The following is a 16778-nucleotide window of genomic DNA, read 5'->3' on the forward strand; positions in this document are numbered from 1 at the left end:
GCCGGTCGTCCCCCGTGCAGCTCATCGCGCCTCTCGCCCCTTCTTGATGGCGGCGCGCCGGTGCGGTGCTCCTCGCTGGTCGCCATGTGCGGGCGTGGCCTTTCGGCATGGGAGGCGAGCATGCTCGTCCGTGATCTGATGAAGGCCGGCGTATGCTCGGTGTCGCCCGATGTTCCGGTCGGGGCCATCGTCGATCTCCTGTCGGACCGCGGTATCGGCGCAGTGCCGGTGCTCGAGGCTTCCGGCGCCCTGTTGGGTATCGTGACCGAGGCGGATCTGCTGCGGCGGCTGGTACTCGCCGACGAGGTGCCGACTGGCTGGCTGCGGAGCTGGTTCGAGGACTACGACCGTGCCGCCGAGCGCTACGCGCGCGCCCACGGTGCAACGGCGCGCGACGTGATGACACGCCCGGTCTGGGCCGTTGCGGAGGACAGCACCGCCGAGCACGCCGCACGCCTGCTCGAGGAGCACGGCATCCAACGCCTTCCCGTGCTGCGGGATGGACGGGTTGTGGGCATGATCTCACGTACGGATCTGTTGCGCGCGCTGCTGCCTGCCGGACCTGCGGAGCAGCCGACCGACACGTCGGACCAGGCGATCCGAGATGCGATCTCTGCGCGCATGCGCCAGCAGGTCTGGGCGGAGGCCCCGCTGCTGTCCGTCGACGTGCGGGGCGGGATCGTGGAGCTTGGGGGCTACCACCGGTCGGATGCGGTCCGCCGGGCCCTCTGCGCCCTGATCGCGAGCGTCCCGGGCGTCAGGCGCGTCGTGGACAATGCGAGGGAACTTCCGCCCGGGAGCATGTCGGCTTGAGTCTGGACGTCGGCGCTCGGCTGGGCAGACCTGCCCTTCGGCACGGCCACGAAACACCGATCGCGACCGACAGACCACGATGGACTCTGGAACCAGAAGGCCGGCGTGATGGGAGCTTGTGTCGCCGGGCGATATCCGCTTCCAGCGGCCAACTCTTCAGCGCGGCAGCGTTTCAACGAAGTACTGGTAGTTGTCCGCATTGTCCGCAGCGCGAAGCGGCGCCACTTTCGGCAGCCGTTCCGCCGCTGCCGGCTGGTAGGCGTGGTCGGCGGTGTTGGCCGCGACGTGTGTCATCTCGTGTATAAGGGCGCCGTAGCGTGAGTCCTGACCTTCGTCCGGGGCACTGAAGAAGGGCGGGCAGACCGCAACAAGTCGTCCGGCCGGACTCGCATAGGCGACGATGCCGGCCATGCAGCGCAGCGCATTGTTGCACCGCAGATCGAGGCCAAGCGGAGGCGCCATCGCCTCCGCAGTCGCCGCGAGCGTCGAAAGCACGAGGGAGCGATGCGCAGTGCCGAACCATCGCTGGATATGCGGGTGGGGCGGATCGCCGCGCACCAGACGGATTGCACGGGCGAGATGGACGCGAGCCGTGGCCATTGCGTCGTCGATGATGGCGCGCTGCGCCGCCGAGCAGGCCGTGTCCAGCAGCGAGAGCCTGTGGACCTCGTCTTCCCTTGCTGCGGTGCAGCCGCCAAGCAGCAGGAGCAGCGCGAGCGCCGGCGGGCCGGGCCAACCCGGGTAATGAGGCACGAAGGGGTGACGAAACCTCTTCGTCACCCCGGCTGCTGCCGGCGTCGGTCGCGCCTGGACAGCAGTGGGCTCTGGGCGTCAGGCCCCACCGTTACCGTTGTTGTAGTTCGTCTCCATGGGCGCAGCGACCTTCGGCGTCGTGTCTCCCATCGGGGCGCAGGCGGTGGCAGCCAAGAGCGGGATTGCCAAGAGAGTGAAGATGAGGCGAAGCATGATGCCGCCTCCTTTCCAAAATACTGCGCTCGCTAGGGAAGTGCAGGACTGAGTCATATTGACGCAAAATATTTGGGATCAATAAATTCACTACAAAATTCGCAGCACTTCATTGTGTAGAATATTGCTCAGCGGGCGTATCGAATGGTCGATTGGTATCGCGTGGCATGATGCGTTGTGCGACGCTGGCTTGCCGTTTGGCTTCAGGGCGGACGGTGAAAGCGACTCGACACGGGCCGATGCGTTGAGCAGGGCAGGGGCTGCAACGGGCGGCGGCAGCGACAGGGGCGGAGGCAGAGGTGACGCTCAGACTGGCATCCTCGAGTGATGGTCCGGCGCTCGCCATCCGCGACCATCTGGTGCCGTTGGTCCGTAAACGCGGAACGCTCCAGGTGCAGCGCGACGCGGTGAGGCTCATCGTCCTCCAGGCAGGAGAGCTGACGATCGAGCATTGGACGCCCTTCAATGACCCATCGCCGGCCGAGCCTGCCTCGCCTGGCTACCGTCACGCGCTCTCGCAGCAGCACAGCGTGCCGGACCTGCCCTATGGCCTGGATGTCCGGCACGCGGGCCACAGGGTCATGCGCCTTCTCTGGGCCGATAGCGGCGCCTTCAAGGTCGCCGATTTCGTCCGTGGTCCATGGGAGGCAGAGGCATTCGGGTTGTGAGTTGCCGGTGCATCGTCGCACGGCGACGTGCCGACTTTGTGCCGCGCTATCTGCCCGCGGAAACCCCATGTGTCGCCCTTGTGCTCACAAGCGCCAGCCAGTTTGCTCGGCGAACCAAGGACAACCGCCTTGCGCAACCTGCACGTTCTGCCCGACAGGCCAGCCCTTTGCGCCGATCCGCGCGGCATGCTGTGGCTGGCCGCGCTGCGATGAGCCCTTCGCGCACGCTCCGTTGCCGCACCGTGGCCGGGGGATGCTCTCGTCTGACGAACCATATCCGCGACCTGCCGCCCATCATCATTGACCAGCCTGGCGGGCTTCCGGGACCGGACCCGGCGCACCAGCCGCTGGACTTGCTGCTTGCCGCGCTCGGCTCCTGCCTTGCCGCTGCGATCCGGACCGGCGCGGTGGCGCAGGGCATCACCCTGTCCGGCCTCGCGCTGGACGTGGAAGCGGAGCTGGCGGCGGCCCGTATGGACGATGCGCATCCGCCACCGCTCGGCTTCGACGAGGTGCGCGTCGCCGTCCACATCAACGCGGATGCACCGCGGGATGCGCTGGCGGCTCTCGTCGCGCGCGCGACGCTGCGTTCGCAGGTGGCGAGCACGCTGCACGATGGCACGCAGCTGAGCGTGGCCTTGTCATCCCTGACGGAGGGCTAGCGGGACGCGCAGGGGTTCTCCGCTTCGCTTCGGCGAGTCGAGATCCGCGGCGCGCTTGCAGAAAGCCGTGACCGCGCGCATCCCCGCCTCGCCGCGCTCGGCCTGGCCCATGATCGCCTCCGCTTCGAGGGTGGGCACGTAACCTTCGAGCGTGCAATGCAGCAGCCTGGCCCTTCCCGATTGAGCAATGGCGCTGTCCATGCCTGCCCGCCAGCCGTTCACCGGCAGTCGCAGGTCGGCAACGAGCCGGCGCTTGTGCGTGGCGCTGATGAGGCGGTTGCGCAGGATCCTGTGCATCCATGCCGGGAAGCTGGTGCCGGGCGTGAAGCTGTCGCGCGCACCCAGCGCGTTCGGCACGGCGTCCTGCACGAGGTCGGACGCCGCGCTCGGGTTGCGCGTCAGGGCGAGAGCCTGGGTACGGAGGCGCGAAAGGAGGGAAATCAGCTGAAGGTCGAAGACGTCGTGGTGGTTCTGCACATCAATCGTATGAACGCCACTGACCGCCGCCCGTTGGGCTCATTCGGCACGGCGCCGTACTCTTCCGAGAGGCATCCCGGCTGCCGCCCGCATGGCTCAGTCCTGCCGCGGGCCGGGTTCCAGCGGCTTCCTGCCGATCTCGGCGATGACGCCGACAGGCAGCGTCAGCACGGCCGACAGCCCGCCCTCTCCGAACGCAATCTCGGCCGTGCCGCCGAGGTCGTGGCTGATCTGGCGTTCGATCAGTTCCGAGCCGAAGCCTTGTCGCGTCGGTGCCGGGTCGGGCTTCGGGCCGCCGCTTTCCGTCCAGCGCAGGATGAAGCGCGGCGCACCGGCGCGATCTTCCTCCGCCCAGGCGATCGTGACCCGCCCCCCCTCGACGGAGAGGGCCCCATACTTGGCGGCGTTCGTCGCCAGTTCGTGCAGCACCATCCCGAGCGCGAGTGCGACCTTGGGTCTCAGCTGGACGGGGGGACCGGCCGTGGTCAGCCGGTCGGCGCCCGTCAGGTAGGGCTCGAGTTCCCTCTCGATGAGGTCGACCAGTGGAACCTCGGCCCATCCGCCGACCGACACCAGTTCATGCGCCCGGGCCAGCGCGCGGATGCGCCCAGCGAACACCGTGCCGAACTCCTCGAGGCTCGAGGCGCTCCGCAGCGTGTGCCTTGCGACGGCCGAGACCACCTGCAGCATGTTGCGCACGCGGTGGTTCAGCTCGTCGACAAGACTGCCGAGGATCTCGCCCTCCACCACCTTGGTGATGTCGAAGAATGTCACGACGACGCCGTCCACCGTGCTGGCGGCGGTGGTATAGGGCAGGAGCCGCATCAGGTAGTGGGCGACGCCGTTCCGGGCGGTCACGCGCCGCTCGGTCGGCGTCCGCTCGTCCATGACGCGCCTGGCTTCGCGCCCGACATCCACGGCATCGAGATGGCCGGCGAAGCTGCTGAGGGGGCGGCCGCGATCCCCCGGCACCAGGTCGAAGATCGCCGTCACCGCCGGCGTGAAGCTGCGGATCACCAGGTTCCGGTCCAGGAAGACCGTCGCCACCTGCGTGCTGTCGAACAGGTTGCGCAGGTCGGCATTGGCGCGGTCCAGTTCCTCGATCTTGCCCGTCAGCTCGAGGTTGCTGGCCCGCAGCTCCTCGTTGACCGACTGCAGCTCCTCCTTCGAGGTCTCGAGCTCCTCGTTGATCGATTGCAGCTCCTCGTTGACCGAGACCATCTCCTCGTTCGCGGATTTCAGCTCCTCGGTCGCCGTCTCGTACTCCTCGGACATGGACTGCAGCCGCTCGCGGTTCTCCCGGAGTTCGGCTTCGAGCTGCTCGACCAGATGTTCGCGCGGCAGGCTCGCGGCGCCCGGCGCAGCCTCCGCCGCGGGCTTCGCGGCACCCTCGTGGGCGTCGAAGGCCACGAGATAAAGCGCTTCCTCTCCATCCGGCTGCGGCAGCGGGGCGACGGTGAGCGTCACGCAGAGCACCGCGCCGTCCGCTTCGAACTCGACGCGCGGGCGGACCACGCGCTGGCGGCGCTCGGCCGCCTCCCGCAGCGCCGAGCGAAGCTCCGGCCTGAGGCCGCGCCGCGCCAGGGACACGAGGTGGTGGCTCGGCGGCCCTGGCTGAAGCTCGAGATAGCGCGAGAGGTTGGCGGACTGGTGGAGGATGGTGCCGTCCGCGTTCACCAGGACGAGCGGTGGCGCGAACAGCTCGGCGGCGAAGGCGGCAGCGCGCTGGCGCAGCTCCGCGGCGGTACTGGCGCGCGGCTGCCGCGACACGGCCGGGGGCGGCCAATGCCGGCGGACCGTGAGGGAGGCGGGTTGCAGCCGTGGCAGCACGCCCACCCCCACCATGTCGCGCCGGCGGAAGATCCGGTGGGCCTTGTCCACCGGGGCGAACAGCTCGGAATGGCGCGTGACCGTCTCCGCGACGCCCAGGAACAGGAAGCCGGACGGACGAAGCGCGTAGTGCAACAGGGGGATCACCTGCTCCTGGAGCCGGCCGCCCATGTAGATCAGCATGTTCCGGCAGGACACCAGATCGATCCGCGAGAAGGGCGCATCCCGGATGACGTTGTGGCTCGAGAACACGCAGAGCTCGCGCGTGTGCGGCGTGACCGTGTAGAGCGCGCCGTCCCACAGGAAGAAGCGTGCCAGCCGTTCCGCCGAGACGCCAGCCATCATGGATTTCGGGTAGCGGCCCAGCCGCGCCACGCCGAGCGCGGCGTCGTCGATGTCGGTGGCGAAGATCTGCACGCGTGGCGGCGCGGCCCGCTTCGCCATCTCCTCCTGTGCGAGGATTGCAATGGAGTAGGCTTCCTCCCCCGTCGCGCAGCCCGGCACCCAGATGCGGACGGTGTCGTCCGCGCCCCGGCCCTCGAAGAGGGAGGGCATCACCTTCGTCTCGAGGGCGGCGAAGGCGTCGGCATCGCGGAAGAAGCCGGTGACGCTGATCAGCAGGTCATGGAACAGGCGTCCCGCTTCCTGGGTGTCGGTCCGCAGCACGGCGATGTAGGCCGGCACCGTCTCGACCTGCAGCACCTGCATGCGCCGGTGCACGCGGCGGAAGAAGGTCTTGTCCTTGTAGCCGGAGAAGTCGTGCCCGGTGGCGATGCGCAGGAGGTTGCAGATCTCGTCTTGCACCGCGGCGAGGTCGCCTGCGCCCTCCCCGGAACCGGCAAGCGTCTCCAGTTGCGTGCGTCGTGCGAGGAGATCCGCGAGGCGGCCCGGCATCTGTTCCACCGGGATGACCAGGTCCACGGCTCCCGCGGCCACCGCGCTGCTCGGCATGCTGGTGTAGCGCGGCGCCGAGCCGTTGGAGCCTTGCGCCAGGGTCAGGCCGCCGGCCTCCTTGATGGCTTTCAGTCCGAGGGTGCCGTCGCTGCCGCTGCCCGAGAGCACGATGCCGATCGCCCTCTCGCCCAGGTCCGTGGCCAGCGAGGCGAAGAGGAGATCGATCGGCTGGCGCTCCCGCGGTTGGCGCGCCGCGGGGCCGCTGACCACCAGCCTGCGGTCGGCCACGGTGATGAGCGCGTCATGCGCCGCGACATAGGCGCGGCCCGGTTGCAGGAGCTCGCCGTCGCGCATGGGAACCACCGGCATCGCGGTGCATTTCTCCACGATCGCAGGCAGCGCGCTTTCCTGGTTCGCGCCGAGATGGGTCACCACGACGAAGGCCATGGCCGGCGGCGGAACCGGCATGGCGCGGAAGAAGCCTTGGAGTGCCTCGACGCCTCCCGCCGAAGCGCCGATCCCGACGACGGGGAACTGTTCGGCTTCGGTCATCGTGTTCTCCGGTGCGGCACGCGCGCTCCTGCAGGGAGGGAGGGCTGCGGCTGGGGCCGCGCTGGGACCGCGCCCCGGCGTCCGTGGCGAGCCTACCCCTTGACCCCTGGTTGGCACAGCCCCGCACCAGCCGTCCGGGCCGACGCTTTGGCGCAAGAAGGCCGGGGGATCCGGTCCGGCGGGTCTTTCCGGGGCTCGGTTCGTCAGGCGGCCTACCATGGAGCGGCTTCGGCCTCGTTGCACGAATGCGGCACCTCGGGTGACCCTGTCGCGCTCAGCTCTCCCCGGCAGCGGCCTGCCGGAGCAGCGGGCGGGCGAGGATCTCGGTCGCCAGGGCCCCCCGACGGCTGTCGCCAGTTCGGCCTCCGCATGGGGTTTCGAGAGCACTTTCGCGCCAGCCGGCACGCCCCGCCCGAGGGCGAGATCCTCGCTGGTGACCGCATCGGCGGCAGCCTCGGTCCGCGCCCGGCTCCCTTCCTCCTCTGCTGCGTCCGGCGCGCGCGCGGCCGGCAGGAAGAGCCGCACCGTCGTGGCCTGGCCGGTCGGCCTGTCGATGTCGATGTGCCCGCCGGACTTCCGGGCGAAGCCGTGCACCGTGGCGAGCCCGAGGCCTGAGCCCCGGTCCGGGCTTCGTAGCCAAGCTCGATCGCCGGACCGAGCCGATCGTGCTGGCGGACGCCCGGCTGCCTGGGCAGCCCGTCGTCTTCGCCAACCCGGCCTTCCTCGACCGCACCGGCTACGCGGCGCATAAGCCGATGTGCGTCCCGGCATCATCCGATAAGCAGCAAATCAAGACGCTTGCGCGTCCCCGCATCCCTGAATCCCGGTAATCCTCGACCGGCGCCTGTTATCCCTCGCGATAACAGGGGCTTTGCCGTTCCGGGCCGCCTGCTGGTCGCTGGCCTTCTCCCCCTCGGCCATCTCCAGGAAGGCCGCCAGGTCGCCCCGCAGGCTCAGCGACACCTCGCCCCGCCGCTCGCCCGGGTGCACCAGGATCGCGTTGATCAGCAGCCGCAGCGCCTCGGCCGCCAGCAGCGCCGTCGTCTCGTCCTTGAGCGCCTCCTAAGGCCGAGATCGTCCAGGAGGGTGGCGACATCCATCTTGTCGCGCAGTGAGAAATTGACTCCGACCGTCTGGGCGCCGTCCCGGAGCGTTGTGTCGAAAAGGTACACACGCTCCCTCATGACCCGAACTCCCCGGCCGAGATCTTGACGCCTTGAACCGAAAACTCGTTGGACGGGAGGCCGCCGTGCGGGCGCGCACCTTCCCAAACTCGAAGTCACGGCGCTTCGTTGCGGTTAACGGTATGCGCGAGGGCTTTTTGTGGTCAAGCAATTCAGCTTCGTGCCACTGGCGTGACCCTTTACTCGGTCACGACGACAGCGGCGATGCCCGGGACGGCGCCAACGACGCCGGCTGGGGGCCGTAAGTTGGTTCACTTCGTGCACCAATCGGGATGCGGCCCCCCAACTATCTCCCCCGTCGGCCCCTCAGCACTGTTCGGCATAAGCCGATGCGCTGACGTGCTCCAAGCCGAGGTCTTTGGAGTGGCGAGCTCCTACAGCCACGCCAGCACCAAGCCCGCCACCGGCACCGTCAGCGTCGCCATGGCCATCGCTGTGGCTCTCAGCCACCACCAGGCGGCCGGAGGGGATCAGTCGCAGCCAGGTCAGCCGCCTCTGCGCCGAGATCGATGACCGCGTTCGCGATTTCCTCGCTCGGCCCATCGAGGGCGACTGGCCCTATCTCTGGCTTGACGCCACCTACGTGAAGGTCCGTGAGGCCGGGCGCATCGTCCCTGTAGCCGTGACCATCGCGGTCGGTGTCAACGCCGACGGGCGGCGCGAGGTCCTCGGCATGGCCGTCGGCAGCTCCGAGGCGGAGCCCTTCTGGCTGGATTTCCTCCGCGGCCTGAAGCGGCGCGGCCTGGCGGGCGTGAAGCTCGTCGTCTCCGACGCACATGAGGGCCTGAAGGCCGCCGTGACGAAGGTGCTGCGCGCCACCTGGCAGCGCTGCCGCGTCCACTTCGCCCGCAATGCGCTGGCCCACGCAGGCAAGGCGCAGCGCCGCATCGTCTCGGCCTGGATCGGCACCGCCTACGCCCAGGAGGACGCAGCCGCCGCCCACGCCCAGTGGCGCACGGTGGCCGACCAGCTCCGCCCCAAGGTGCCCAAGCTCGCCACGCTGATGGAAAGCGCCGAGGAGGACGTCCTCGCCTACATGCACTTCCCCGCCGCGCACCGGACGAAGTTGCACAGCACCAGCGCCGGACGGCTACACGATCCTCGCCGGGTCCGACACGCTGTCCATCACCGGCGCCGTGACGCCGCGGCTGGGCTTCGATCCGCTCGGCTTCGCGCCGATCCACCGCAGCGTGCGCGTGCCGCAGATCTTCGTCGTGCGCGCCGACCACCCGGCGACCGACTTCGCCTCCTGGGTCGAGGCGGCGCGCGGCCGGCCGCCTGCCGTCGGCACGCCGGGCAATGCGAGCCTCGCCCATCTGCTGGTCGAGCAGCTGAACCGCGCGACCGACACGAACTGGACCCATGTGCCCTATCGGGGCGGCGCGCTGGCGGTGAACGACCTGCTGGCGGGCCAGCTGCAGGGCGTGGTGATCAACATCGGCGCGGTGACCGACCATGTCCGCGGCGGGCGGCTGAAGGCGTTCTGGGTGAGCCCCGAGGCGCGCACCACCGCGCTGCCCGAGGTGCCCACCCTGCGCGAGCTCGGCCTCGGCGCGTTCAGCGTCGTCGGCTGGCACGGGCTGGTCGCGCCGCCCGGCACCGACTCGGCCATCGCCGCGCGGATCAACGCGGCGAACCGCGCCGGGCTGCGCCGGCCGGACATCGCCGACCGCCTCGCCGGCCTCGGCGTCGAGCCGACGGAGGAGGCGCCTGAGGTGCTGGGCGAGGCGATCCGCGCCGATGCCGCGCGCTTCGCCGAGGTGGTCCGCCGCTTCGGGATCCGCGGCGAGTAGGCCGCGCGCGGCGGGCCCGGGCGCTCAGGCGCCCGGCATCACCGCGCCGCCGAAGGTCTCCTGCACGAAGGCGCGCACCTCGGGATGCGCGTAGCCCTCCGCGAGGCGGCGCGCCCAGGGCGCCTGCGCGTCGCGCCGGCGGACGACGACGAGCACGGTGTAGACGCTCCGCTCCGTCTCCCGCGCCAGCGCGTCGCGCAGCGGGTTCAGGCCGGCGGGGACGGCGAAGTTGCCGGTGATCGCGGCGGCGTCCACGTCGTCGAGCGCGCGCACGATGGAGGCGGCCTCGAGCTCCACGATGCGGATGCGCTTCGGGTTCTCCGCGATGTCGGCGACCGTCGCGCGGTGGTCCACGCCGGGGCGCAGGCGGAAGGCGCCGGCCTCGGCCAGCAGCAGCAGCGCGCGGCCGCCATTGGTCGGGTCGTTCGGGATGGCGATGCGCGCGCCGGCGGGCAGCGCATCGAGGCTGCGATGACGGCGCGAGAAGACGCCCATCAGCGTCAGCACGGTGCGGCCGATGGGGACGAAGTCGTAGCCGCGGCTCGCGCGCTGCGCCTCCAGGAAGGGCAGGTGCTGGTAGGCGTTGGCGTCGAGGTCGCCGGCCGCGAGCGCGGCGTTCGGCTGGATGAAGTCGCCGAACTCGATGCCGCGCGTGGCGAAGCCCTCGCGTGCCAGCACCTCGCGCACCTTCTCGAAGGTCTGGGCGTGGACGCCCTGGGTGACGCCGACGCGGACGGGGCGGGCGGCGCTGCCGAGATCCTGCGCGCGGGCGGCAACGGGCAGGATCAGCGCGGGCAGGGTCAGGACGGAACGGCGGAGCATGTGCGTTCTCCTCAGAAGGCGGGCACCACGGCGCCCTGGAAGGTCGCCTGGAGGAACTCCTTCACCTCCTGCGTCTGGTAGGCGGCGACCAGGCGGCGCACCCAGGGCGCGTCGCGGTCCTGCTGGCGGACGGCGATCAGGTTGGCGTAGGGGCTCTCCGCGCTCTCGATCGCGATGGAATCCCGGACCGGGTTGAGCCCGGCCTGCAGTGCGAAATTCGAGTTGATGGCTGCCGCCTCCACCTCGTCCAGCGCGCGTGGCAACTGCGCGGCCTCGAGCTCCACGATGCGCAGCCGGCGCGGGTTGTCTGTCACGTCGGCGATGGTGGCGCGGAAATCGGCGCCGTCGCGCAAGCGGAAGGCTCCGTGCGCTGCCAGCAGCACCAGCGCGCGGCCGCCATTGGTCGGGTCGTTCGGGATGGCGATGCGCCCGCCGGCCGGGATCGCCGCCAGGTTCCGGTGGCGCCGCGAATAGACGCCCATCGGGAAGACCAGCGTCTTCGCCACGCTGACCAGCGGCAGGCGCCGGTCGCGCACCTGCTGATCCAGGAAGGGCTGGTGCTGGTAGCTGTTGGCGTCGAGGTCGCCCGCCGCCAGCGCCGCATTGGGCTGGATGAAGTCGGAGAACTCGACGATGCGCAGCGCGAGGCCGTCCCGCGCCGCGATCTCCCGCACCTTCTCCATCACCTGCGCGTGGGGGCCGGCGGTGACGCCGATGCGCAAGGGGCGCTGCGCGCTGCCGATCTCTTGCGCGCGGGCTGCGAAGGGTGTCGCCAGCGCGGCGGCGACGAGGATGCGACGATGGATCATCGGGACAGGCACTCCATCAACGGTGGGAGAGGCGCCGGACCAGCCAATCCCCGAAGGACTGCAGGCCCTGGACGAACAGGATCAGGATGACGACGACGGTTGCCATCACCTCCGGCATGAAGCGCTGGTAGCCGAAGCGGATGCCGAGATCGCCGAGCCCGCCGCCACCGACCGCGCCCGCCATCGCCGAGAAGCCGACCAGCGAGACGAGCGCGACGGTGGTCGCAGCGACCAGGCCGGGCAGCGCTTCCGGCACCAGGACCTTGGCGACGATTTGCAGGCGCGTCGCACCCATGGCACGCGCGGCCTCGATCACGCCTCGGTCCACCTCGCGCAGCGCGTTCTCGAACAGACGCGCGAGGAAGGCGGTGGCGGCCAGCGCCAGCGGCACGATGGCCGCGCCGGTGCCGATCGAGGTGCCGGCGACGAGCCGCGTGAAGGGCACGATCGCCACCATCAGGATGATGAAGGGCGTGGAGCGCGTGGCGTTCACCACCAGGCCGAGCGGGCGGTTGACCAGCGCGTTCGGGCTGAGACCCCCGGGCGCGGTCACGTGCAGCAGCAGCGCGATGGGCAGGCCGAAGGCGACGGCGATGGCAGCCGAGGCGCCGACCATGACCACCGTGTCCCACAGCGCCTCGACCAGCAGGTCCTGCAGGGCGGGCGACAGCCAGGTCATGCGTCCATCTCCGTCACCTGAAGGCCGAGGCCGCGCATCCAGGCGAAGGCGGCCTCGACATCCGCGGCGGCGCCGCTCGCGGCCAGCGTCATCACGCCGAAGGGCTCTCCCGCGATCTCGTCCACGCGGCCGGAGACGATGTTGATGTCGAGGGTGAAGCGCCGGCTGGCCTCGCTCACCACGGGGCGCGTCGCGTGCGGCCCGGTGAACAGCACCTGCGCGAGCCGGCGCGCCTGCCCCTGCGTGGGCAACGGCAGCCGCGCCAGCGTCGCCGCCGGCACGTCGTAGCCGATCACCTCCGCGACGAAGCTGCGCGTGGTGTGGTGCGCGGGGCGCGTGAAGACGTCGAAGACGCGGCCTGCCTCGATGATGCGCCCCGCCTCCATGACGGCGACGCGGTCGCAGACCGCCTTCACCACAGACATCTCATGCGTGATCAGCAGCACCGTGAGGTCCAGCCGGTCGCGGAGGTCTCGGATCAGCGCGAGGATGTCGCGCGTTGTCTCCGGGTCCAGCGCGCTGGTCGCCTCGTCGCAGAGGAGGATGCGCGGACGGGAGGCGAGGGCGCGCGCGATACCGACGCGCTGCTTCTGGCCGCCCGAGAGCTGGGCGGGATAGGCGTCGTGCTTCGCCTCCAGCCCGACCAGCGGCAGCAGCTCGGCGATGCGGGCGCGGCGCTCGGCGGCGGGAACGCCCGCGATCTCGAGCGGGAAGGCGACGTTCTCGGCGACGGTGCGGCGCGTGTGCAGGTTGAAGTGCTGGAAGACCATGCCGGTGCTGCGCCGCGCCGCGCGGAGCCCGGCATCGTCGAGCGCCAGCATGTCCCGGCCGAGCACGCGGACCGCACCCGCATCCGGCCGTTCCAGCAGGTTCACTGTGCGGATGAGGGTGGACTTGCCGGCGCCGGAACGGCCGACGATGCCGAACACCTCGCCTTCGCGGACCGCCAGCGAGACCTCATCCAGCGCAACGGCGCCGCCGGGGAAGCGTCGTGAGACGCCGTCGAGGGCGATGGCGTCGGGGCGCGGGCGCTCAGGCTGCAGCGCGGTCGGCGCGCGCGGCAAGGCAAGCAGCTTCGCCATCGCGATCACGCGGCTCGCCAGCTGCGGGGCTGCCGGATGCGGCCTTGGGCGCGTTGCCCGGAGGGATGGAGGCGCGACGATCGGGTGAACACGGCCTTCTACCTACGGGCCGGAATGTCGGCGTCAATATAAAACACGATGGAAGAGCGCATAAATAAATCGCTTCTCCCGCCGCGCTCTCCGTCGCCAAGAAGCCCCTCTCTCCGGGGCATTCAGAGGAATCGCGCCTCTCCCGATTCCGCCCGTTCGGCAGTGCACGGGCTGCTGGCCCGCACGTCGGGGCGCACTCAGGACGTGGAAATAAAAAAACTCGCGTCGGGCCGTGAAATAAGCCACAGACGTCACCGCAGCGCTTTCGAAAAGGACCGCGCCCATGCTCAGCCGACGCCACCTGCTCGCCGCCGCGACCACGCTTGCCGCGACGCCGTGCCTGGCGCAGGCGGGCCGGCCCCTGCGGGCCATCGTTCCCTTCCCGCCCGGCGGCGGCGTGGATGCCTTTGCGCGCGCCTTCACCCCGGCGCTGGCGGCCACGCTCGGCCAGTCCATCGTCATCGAGAACATCGGCGGCGCCGCGTCTCGCCTCGGCACCAATGCCGCGATTCGCGCGGCGGCCGACGGCCAGACGCTGCTGATCACCAACGACACGCTCGTGGCGATCGAGGCCGTGCCGCCGCCGGGCGCCACGCCCCTGCTGCCGGGCCTCGCGCCCGTGCTGCTCGGCGCCGCCGCCCCACAGGTGCTGGTGACACATCCGCGCTCGGGCATCACCGATGCCGCGGCCTATGCCACGCGGTTGCGCGGCGGGCGCGCGGTCAATGTCGGTGTTCCAGGCCTCAACTCATCGCAGCATTTCGCATCGGAACTGCTCGGCGTCGCGCTCGGCGGCCGGCCGGAGCATATCGCCTATCGCGGCGGCGGGCCGCTGATCGCCGACCTGCTCGGCGGCCAGGTGGATGCCGGCATCGTCACGCTGGGTGCCGCGATCGAGCAGATCCGCGACGGGCGCCTTGTCGGCCTCGGTGTGACGGGCCCCGCGCGCAACGCCGCCGCGCCGGAGGTGCCGAGCTTCGCCGAGACGGTGGCGCTGGGCTTCGTCGCGGAAACCTGGATCGGCGTGCTCGCCCCCGCGGCCACGCCCGCGCCGGTGATCGCGGCGCTGCACGTGGCCAGCGCGACGGCCCTGCGGGATGCGACGGTGCAGTCCCGCCTGGCCGCGCTCGGCTTCGACACGCCCGGCCTGGGGCCGGAGGCCTTCGGCGCCGTCCTGCACGAGACGGCCGCTCGCTTCACGGCCGTCGCCCGCGCTGTCGGCCTACGGCCGGAGGCGGCATGAGCGCGACGCGGACCGGGCACGCGATGCGCCGCTACCTGCCCGGGGCGATGGCGCTGCTGCGCGCCGGCGCGCTGCTGGCCGGCACGGCGCTCATTCTTACGCTGTCCGGGCTCGGGCGGATCGGATGAGCCTCGCGATGCTCGCATGGGTGCCCGCGGAAGGGCTGGCGCTGCTGGCGCTGGCGCTCGGCGCGATGGCGGCGGCCGAGGCGGCGCTGACGCCGCGTGCCGGCGACGACCTGTCTTTGTGCCTGGCGCTCGCGCCATGACCTGCTGCCGCCGATAGCGTTATCGAGCTCCGCCCGTCGCCGGCGGAGGGGCCGGCGCATGCCGGCCGGCTAGGGCGACATGACTGGCGTTTCCTCCCATTCAACTCGGCCGGGCCCTTCGGGGCTCGGCCGCTTCTTTGTCGCCGCCTGCCGGATCAGGCTTCGTCGAACAGCTCCGTCGAGAGGTAGCGTTCCGCGAAGGAGGCCGCGATGCCGACGACGAGGCCTCCCTCCAGGCGAGGATCGCGCGCGACCTCGAGCGCCGCATGGAGCGCGGCGCCGGAGGAGATGCCAATGGGCAGCCCTTCCTCCCTCGCGCAGCGGCGTGCTGCCGCGAGCGCATCGCGCTCGGACACGCGCATCACGCCATCCAGCGCCGCGAGCTCCAGCACGGCGGGACAGAAGCCTGCGCCAATCCCCTGGATCCGATGCGGCCCGGGCTCGTCGCCGCTGAGGACCGCGCTTTCCGCCGGCTCCACGCCGATCACGCGAAGGCCCGGTCGCCGCGGCTTGAGCGCGCGGGCGATGCCGGTCACCGTGCCGCCGGTCCCGATGCCGCCGACGACGACATCCACCTGGCCCCCGGTGTCGCTCCAGATCTCCTCGGCGGTCGTCGCGGCATGGATGGCCGGGTTCGCGGCATTGTCGAACTGCCGCGGCATCCAGGCGCCGGGTGTGGCCGCGACGATCTCCTGCGCGCGCGCGATGGCGCCGGTCATCCCGTGCCGCGCCGTCGTCAGCTCGAGCTCCGCTCCCAACAGGCGCATCATCTTGCGCCGCTCGACGCTCGCCCCGTCGGGCATCACAACGATGAGCCGGTAGCCCTTCGCCGCCGCCACGAAGGCGAGCGCGATCCCCGTATTGCCCGAGGTGGGTTCGACCAGGACGGAGCGTCCGGGGGCGATCAGCCCCTCCGCCTCCGCCGCCTCGACCATGGCGAGGCCGATGCGGTCCTTCACCGAGCCGAGCGGGTTGAAGAATTCGAGCTTCAGCGCCAGCCGCGCGGCGAGCCCGGCCGAGGCGCCGAGCCGGGGCAGCAGCACGAGCGGCGTGGCGCCCACCGTCTCCACGATGCTGCCGAACAGCCGCCCGCGCGCCGGAGCGAGCCTCGCCGGCGATGCTCCTGCAACGGCCTGCGTTCCGCCGGCCGGCGCGCAGCCTGGGCGCTCGTCTTGCTGTGCCATGCCGATCCCTTATCACGACCTGATGTCGTGGAAACGGGGTGTCCAGGCCGGCCGAGCCTGGAGTCCCCGGCACGCGGGCGGTCCTGGATTTCTACGGAGGGTCGGCGTAGATCAGCGTCGCCCCGCCCGGAGTCATGCGTCCCATGCTGCTGCGCCGCGACCGCGCCATGCTCGCGATCGACATCGCCCTGGACGTGGCCTTCCACGCCGGCCGAGGTGCGGATCTGACCGGCGCCGCGGAGATCGCGGAGCGGCTCGGCGCGCAGCGGCGCGGGATCGAGCCGGTGCTGCAGGCGCTCAGCCGGGCCGATATCCTGGAGAGCATCCGCGGGCCAAGGGGCGGCTATCGCCTGGCGCGCGCGCCGCGCGCCATCACGCTCGCCGAGGTGGTCGCGGCGGTGGCGGCCGAGGATGAGGATCCGCCGCTGCCGGCCGGTCGTCTGGCGGCTGCGGTGACCGCCCCGCTCTGGGGCGAACTGGCCGCCTCGGTCCAGGAGCGGCTGGCCGCCCTGACGGTCAGCGACCTGCTGCGCCGCGCCGCGGCCGCGGGCCTCGTCCGGCCGCGGACGGAGCCGCTCGACTTCGCCATCTAGATTTCGGCGCGAACTCAGCCGAGGACGGCCGCGCGCTCCACCAGCGGCGTCGCGCGGCCCTGCGCGCCGCTCGCCCCGAAGACCTGCGCGCCGCGGAGGTGCAGCCGGCAGGGTGCGCCCCGCACCGCCCAGGCGCCGGCCGGGTGCTGATCGGAAGAGCACAGGCCCG

At 71.1% G+C, this 16778-nt stretch carries 18 protein-coding genes and 1 pseudogene; 9 read left to right on the forward strand and 10 right to left on the reverse strand.

Annotated elements, in window-relative coordinates; all coding sequences use genetic code 11:
* The first annotated feature begins 120 nt into the window (after window positions 1-120).
* Entirely contained in the window at window positions 121-813 is a 693-nt protein-coding gene (locus L2I40_RS02820) for a CBS domain-containing protein (RefSeq protein WP_237213342.1), read from the forward strand.
* 156 nt (window positions 814-969) lie between these two features.
* Here the strand turns inward: L2I40_RS02820 and L2I40_RS02825 are convergent, their stop codons facing one another.
* Together L2I40_RS02825 and L2I40_RS24435 are read right to left on the reverse strand one after the other, a co-directional pair.
* Window positions 970-1593 carry a M35 family metallopeptidase gene (locus tag L2I40_RS02825; RefSeq protein ID WP_237213343.1) on the reverse strand — a complete coding sequence of 208 codons (624 nt, stop codon included), beginning with the start codon at window positions 1591-1593 and terminating at the stop codon, window positions 970-972.
* A gap of 51 nt (window positions 1594-1644) precedes the next feature.
* A complete protein-coding gene (locus L2I40_RS24435) occupies window positions 1645-1779 on the reverse strand; it encodes a hypothetical protein (RefSeq protein WP_272910925.1) in 135 nt (44 codons plus the stop codon).
* Window positions 1780-2078: 299 nt separating this feature from the next.
* Here L2I40_RS24435 and L2I40_RS02830 point away from each other — a divergent pair, with 299 nt between their 5' ends.
* A complete protein-coding gene (locus L2I40_RS02830; RefSeq protein ID WP_237213344.1) occupies window positions 2079-2447 on the forward strand; it encodes a hypothetical protein in 369 nt (122 codons plus the stop codon).
* A gap of 209 nt (window positions 2448-2656) precedes the next feature.
* The gene (locus L2I40_RS02835; protein ID WP_272910926.1) at window positions 2657-3109 is read left to right on the forward strand and encodes an OsmC family protein; all 453 of its coding nucleotides are present in this window, start codon (window positions 2657-2659) and stop codon (window positions 3107-3109) included.
* Here the strand turns inward: L2I40_RS02835 and L2I40_RS02840 are convergent.
* From L2I40_RS02840 to L2I40_RS02850, 3 genes are all read right to left on the reverse strand, one after another.
* Window positions 3089-3586, reverse strand: a complete 498-nt coding sequence (locus L2I40_RS02840) for a sigma factor (protein ID WP_237213346.1) — start codon at window positions 3584-3586, stop codon at window positions 3089-3091. The two genes, L2I40_RS02835 and L2I40_RS02840, sit on opposite strands and share 21 nt — an antisense overlap.
* Before the next feature lie 96 nt (window positions 3587-3682).
* Window positions 3683-6862 carry a CheR family methyltransferase gene (locus tag L2I40_RS02845; protein ID WP_237213347.1) on the reverse strand — a complete coding sequence of 1060 codons (3180 nt, stop codon included), beginning with the start codon at window positions 6860-6862 and terminating at the stop codon, window positions 3683-3685.
* Window positions 6863-7866: 1004 nt separating this feature from the next.
* Entirely contained in the window at window positions 7867-8046 is a 180-nt protein-coding gene (locus tag L2I40_RS02850) for a hypothetical protein (protein ID WP_237213348.1), read from the reverse strand.
* 466 nt (window positions 8047-8512) lie between these two features.
* Here L2I40_RS02850 and L2I40_RS02855 point away from each other — a divergent pair.
* Window positions 8513-9127 (forward strand): annotated as a pseudogene (locus L2I40_RS02855) (IS256 family transposase); the annotation flags it as partial.
* A 55-nt stretch (window positions 9128-9182) separates the two neighbouring features.
* The gene (locus L2I40_RS02860) at window positions 9183-9839 is read left to right on the forward strand and encodes a Bug family tripartite tricarboxylate transporter substrate binding protein (RefSeq protein WP_237213349.1); all 657 of its coding nucleotides are present in this window, start codon (window positions 9183-9185) and stop codon (window positions 9837-9839) included.
* Between the two features lie 24 nt (window positions 9840-9863).
* On the opposite strand, the gene L2I40_RS02865 is transcribed toward L2I40_RS02860, so the two are convergent.
* From L2I40_RS02865 to L2I40_RS02880, 4 genes are read right to left on the reverse strand one after another with little or no spacing between them, the layout of a single operon-like run.
* Complete coding sequence (locus L2I40_RS02865; RefSeq protein ID WP_237213350.1) at window positions 9864-10661, reverse strand: MetQ/NlpA family ABC transporter substrate-binding protein; 798 nt, start codon at window positions 10659-10661, stop codon at window positions 9864-9866.
* Window positions 10662-10672: 11 nt separating this feature from the next.
* Entirely contained in the window at window positions 10673-11470 is a 798-nt protein-coding gene (locus L2I40_RS02870) for a MetQ/NlpA family ABC transporter substrate-binding protein (RefSeq protein WP_237213351.1), read from the reverse strand.
* Between the two features lie 16 nt (window positions 11471-11486).
* Window positions 11487-12140: a methionine ABC transporter permease gene (locus L2I40_RS02875; protein ID WP_456305722.1), complete on the reverse strand. Its 654-nt coding sequence runs from the start codon at window positions 12138-12140 to the stop codon at window positions 11487-11489.
* A gap of 5 nt (window positions 12141-12145) precedes the next feature.
* A complete protein-coding gene (locus tag L2I40_RS02880) occupies window positions 12146-13231 on the reverse strand; it encodes a methionine ABC transporter ATP-binding protein (protein WP_237213353.1) in 1086 nt (361 codons plus the stop codon).
* A 373-nt stretch (window positions 13232-13604) separates the two neighbouring features.
* On the opposite strand from L2I40_RS02880, the gene L2I40_RS02885 reads away from it, so the two are divergent.
* The 3 genes from L2I40_RS02885 to L2I40_RS02890 are packed head-to-tail and all read left to right on the forward strand — an operon-like array spanning window position 13605 to window position 14832.
* The gene (locus L2I40_RS02885) at window positions 13605-14564 is read left to right on the forward strand and encodes a Bug family tripartite tricarboxylate transporter substrate binding protein (RefSeq protein ID WP_237213354.1); all 960 of its coding nucleotides are present in this window, start codon (window positions 13605-13607) and stop codon (window positions 14562-14564) included.
* Complete coding sequence (locus tag L2I40_RS24440) at window positions 14561-14692, forward strand: hypothetical protein (protein ID WP_272910927.1); 132 nt, start codon at window positions 14561-14563, stop codon at window positions 14690-14692. The genes L2I40_RS02885 and L2I40_RS24440 overlap by 4 nt, the downstream gene beginning before the upstream one ends.
* Window positions 14689-14832, forward strand: a complete 144-nt coding sequence (locus L2I40_RS02890) for a hypothetical protein (RefSeq protein ID WP_237213355.1) — start codon at window positions 14689-14691, stop codon at window positions 14830-14832. The genes L2I40_RS24440 and L2I40_RS02890 overlap by 4 nt, the downstream gene beginning before the upstream one ends.
* Before the next feature lie 155 nt (window positions 14833-14987).
* Here L2I40_RS02890 and cysK read toward each other — a convergent pair whose 3' ends face one another.
* Window positions 14988-16016, reverse strand: a complete 1029-nt coding sequence (gene cysK, locus L2I40_RS02895; RefSeq protein ID WP_372490994.1) for a cysteine synthase A — start codon at window positions 16014-16016, stop codon at window positions 14988-14990.
* Between the two features lie 143 nt (window positions 16017-16159).
* Between cysK and L2I40_RS02900 the strand changes: the two genes are divergently transcribed.
* Window positions 16160-16609 (forward strand): RrF2 family transcriptional regulator, encoded by a 450-nt coding sequence (locus L2I40_RS02900; RefSeq protein WP_237213356.1) that lies wholly within the window; start codon window positions 16160-16162, stop codon window positions 16607-16609.
* The last annotated feature ends 169 nt before the right edge of the window (window positions 16610-16778 follow it).

Source organism: Falsiroseomonas oryziterrae, assembly GCF_021864505.1.
GTDB classification, from domain to species: domain Bacteria; phylum Pseudomonadota; class Alphaproteobacteria; order Acetobacterales; family Acetobacteraceae; genus Falsiroseomonas; species Falsiroseomonas oryziterrae.

Coding starts and splice junctions, on each gene's coding strand:
- L2I40_RS02820 (WP_237213342.1), top strand. CDS start 121: ATGCTCGTCCGTGATCTGATGAAGGCCGGCGTATGCTCGGTGTCGCCC.
- L2I40_RS24435 (WP_272910925.1), bottom strand. CDS start 1,779: ATGCTTCGCCTCATCTTCACTCTCTTGGCAATCCCGCTCTTGGCTGCC.
- L2I40_RS02835 (WP_272910926.1), top strand. CDS start 2,657: ATGAGCCCTTCGCGCACGCTCCGTTGCCGCACCGTGGCCGGGGGATGC.
- L2I40_RS02845 (WP_237213347.1), bottom strand. CDS start 6,862: ATGACCGAAGCCGAACAGTTCCCCGTCGTCGGGATCGGCGCTTCGGCG.
- L2I40_RS02850 (WP_237213348.1), bottom strand. CDS start 8,046: ATGAGGGAGCGTGTGTACCTTTTCGACACAACGCTCCGGGACGGCGCC.
- L2I40_RS02865 (WP_237213350.1), bottom strand. CDS start 10,661: ATGCTCCGCCGTTCCGTCCTGACCCTGCCCGCGCTGATCCTGCCCGTT.
- L2I40_RS02870 (WP_237213351.1), bottom strand. CDS start 11,470: ATGATCCATCGTCGCATCCTCGTCGCCGCCGCGCTGGCGACACCCTTC.
- L2I40_RS02880 (WP_237213353.1), bottom strand. CDS start 13,231: ATGGCGAAGCTGCTTGCCTTGCCGCGCGCGCCGACCGCGCTGCAGCCT.
- L2I40_RS02885 (WP_237213354.1), top strand. CDS start 13,605: ATGCTCAGCCGACGCCACCTGCTCGCCGCCGCGACCACGCTTGCCGCG.
- L2I40_RS24440 (WP_272910927.1), top strand. CDS start 14,561: ATGAGCGCGACGCGGACCGGGCACGCGATGCGCCGCTACCTGCCCGGG.
- L2I40_RS02890 (WP_237213355.1), top strand. CDS start 14,689: ATGAGCCTCGCGATGCTCGCATGGGTGCCCGCGGAAGGGCTGGCGCTG.
- cysK (WP_372490994.1), bottom strand. CDS start 16,016: ATGGCACAGCAAGACGAGCGCCCAGGCTGCGCGCCGGCCGGCGGAACG.
- L2I40_RS02900 (WP_237213356.1), top strand. CDS start 16,160: ATGCTGCTGCGCCGCGACCGCGCCATGCTCGCGATCGACATCGCCCTG.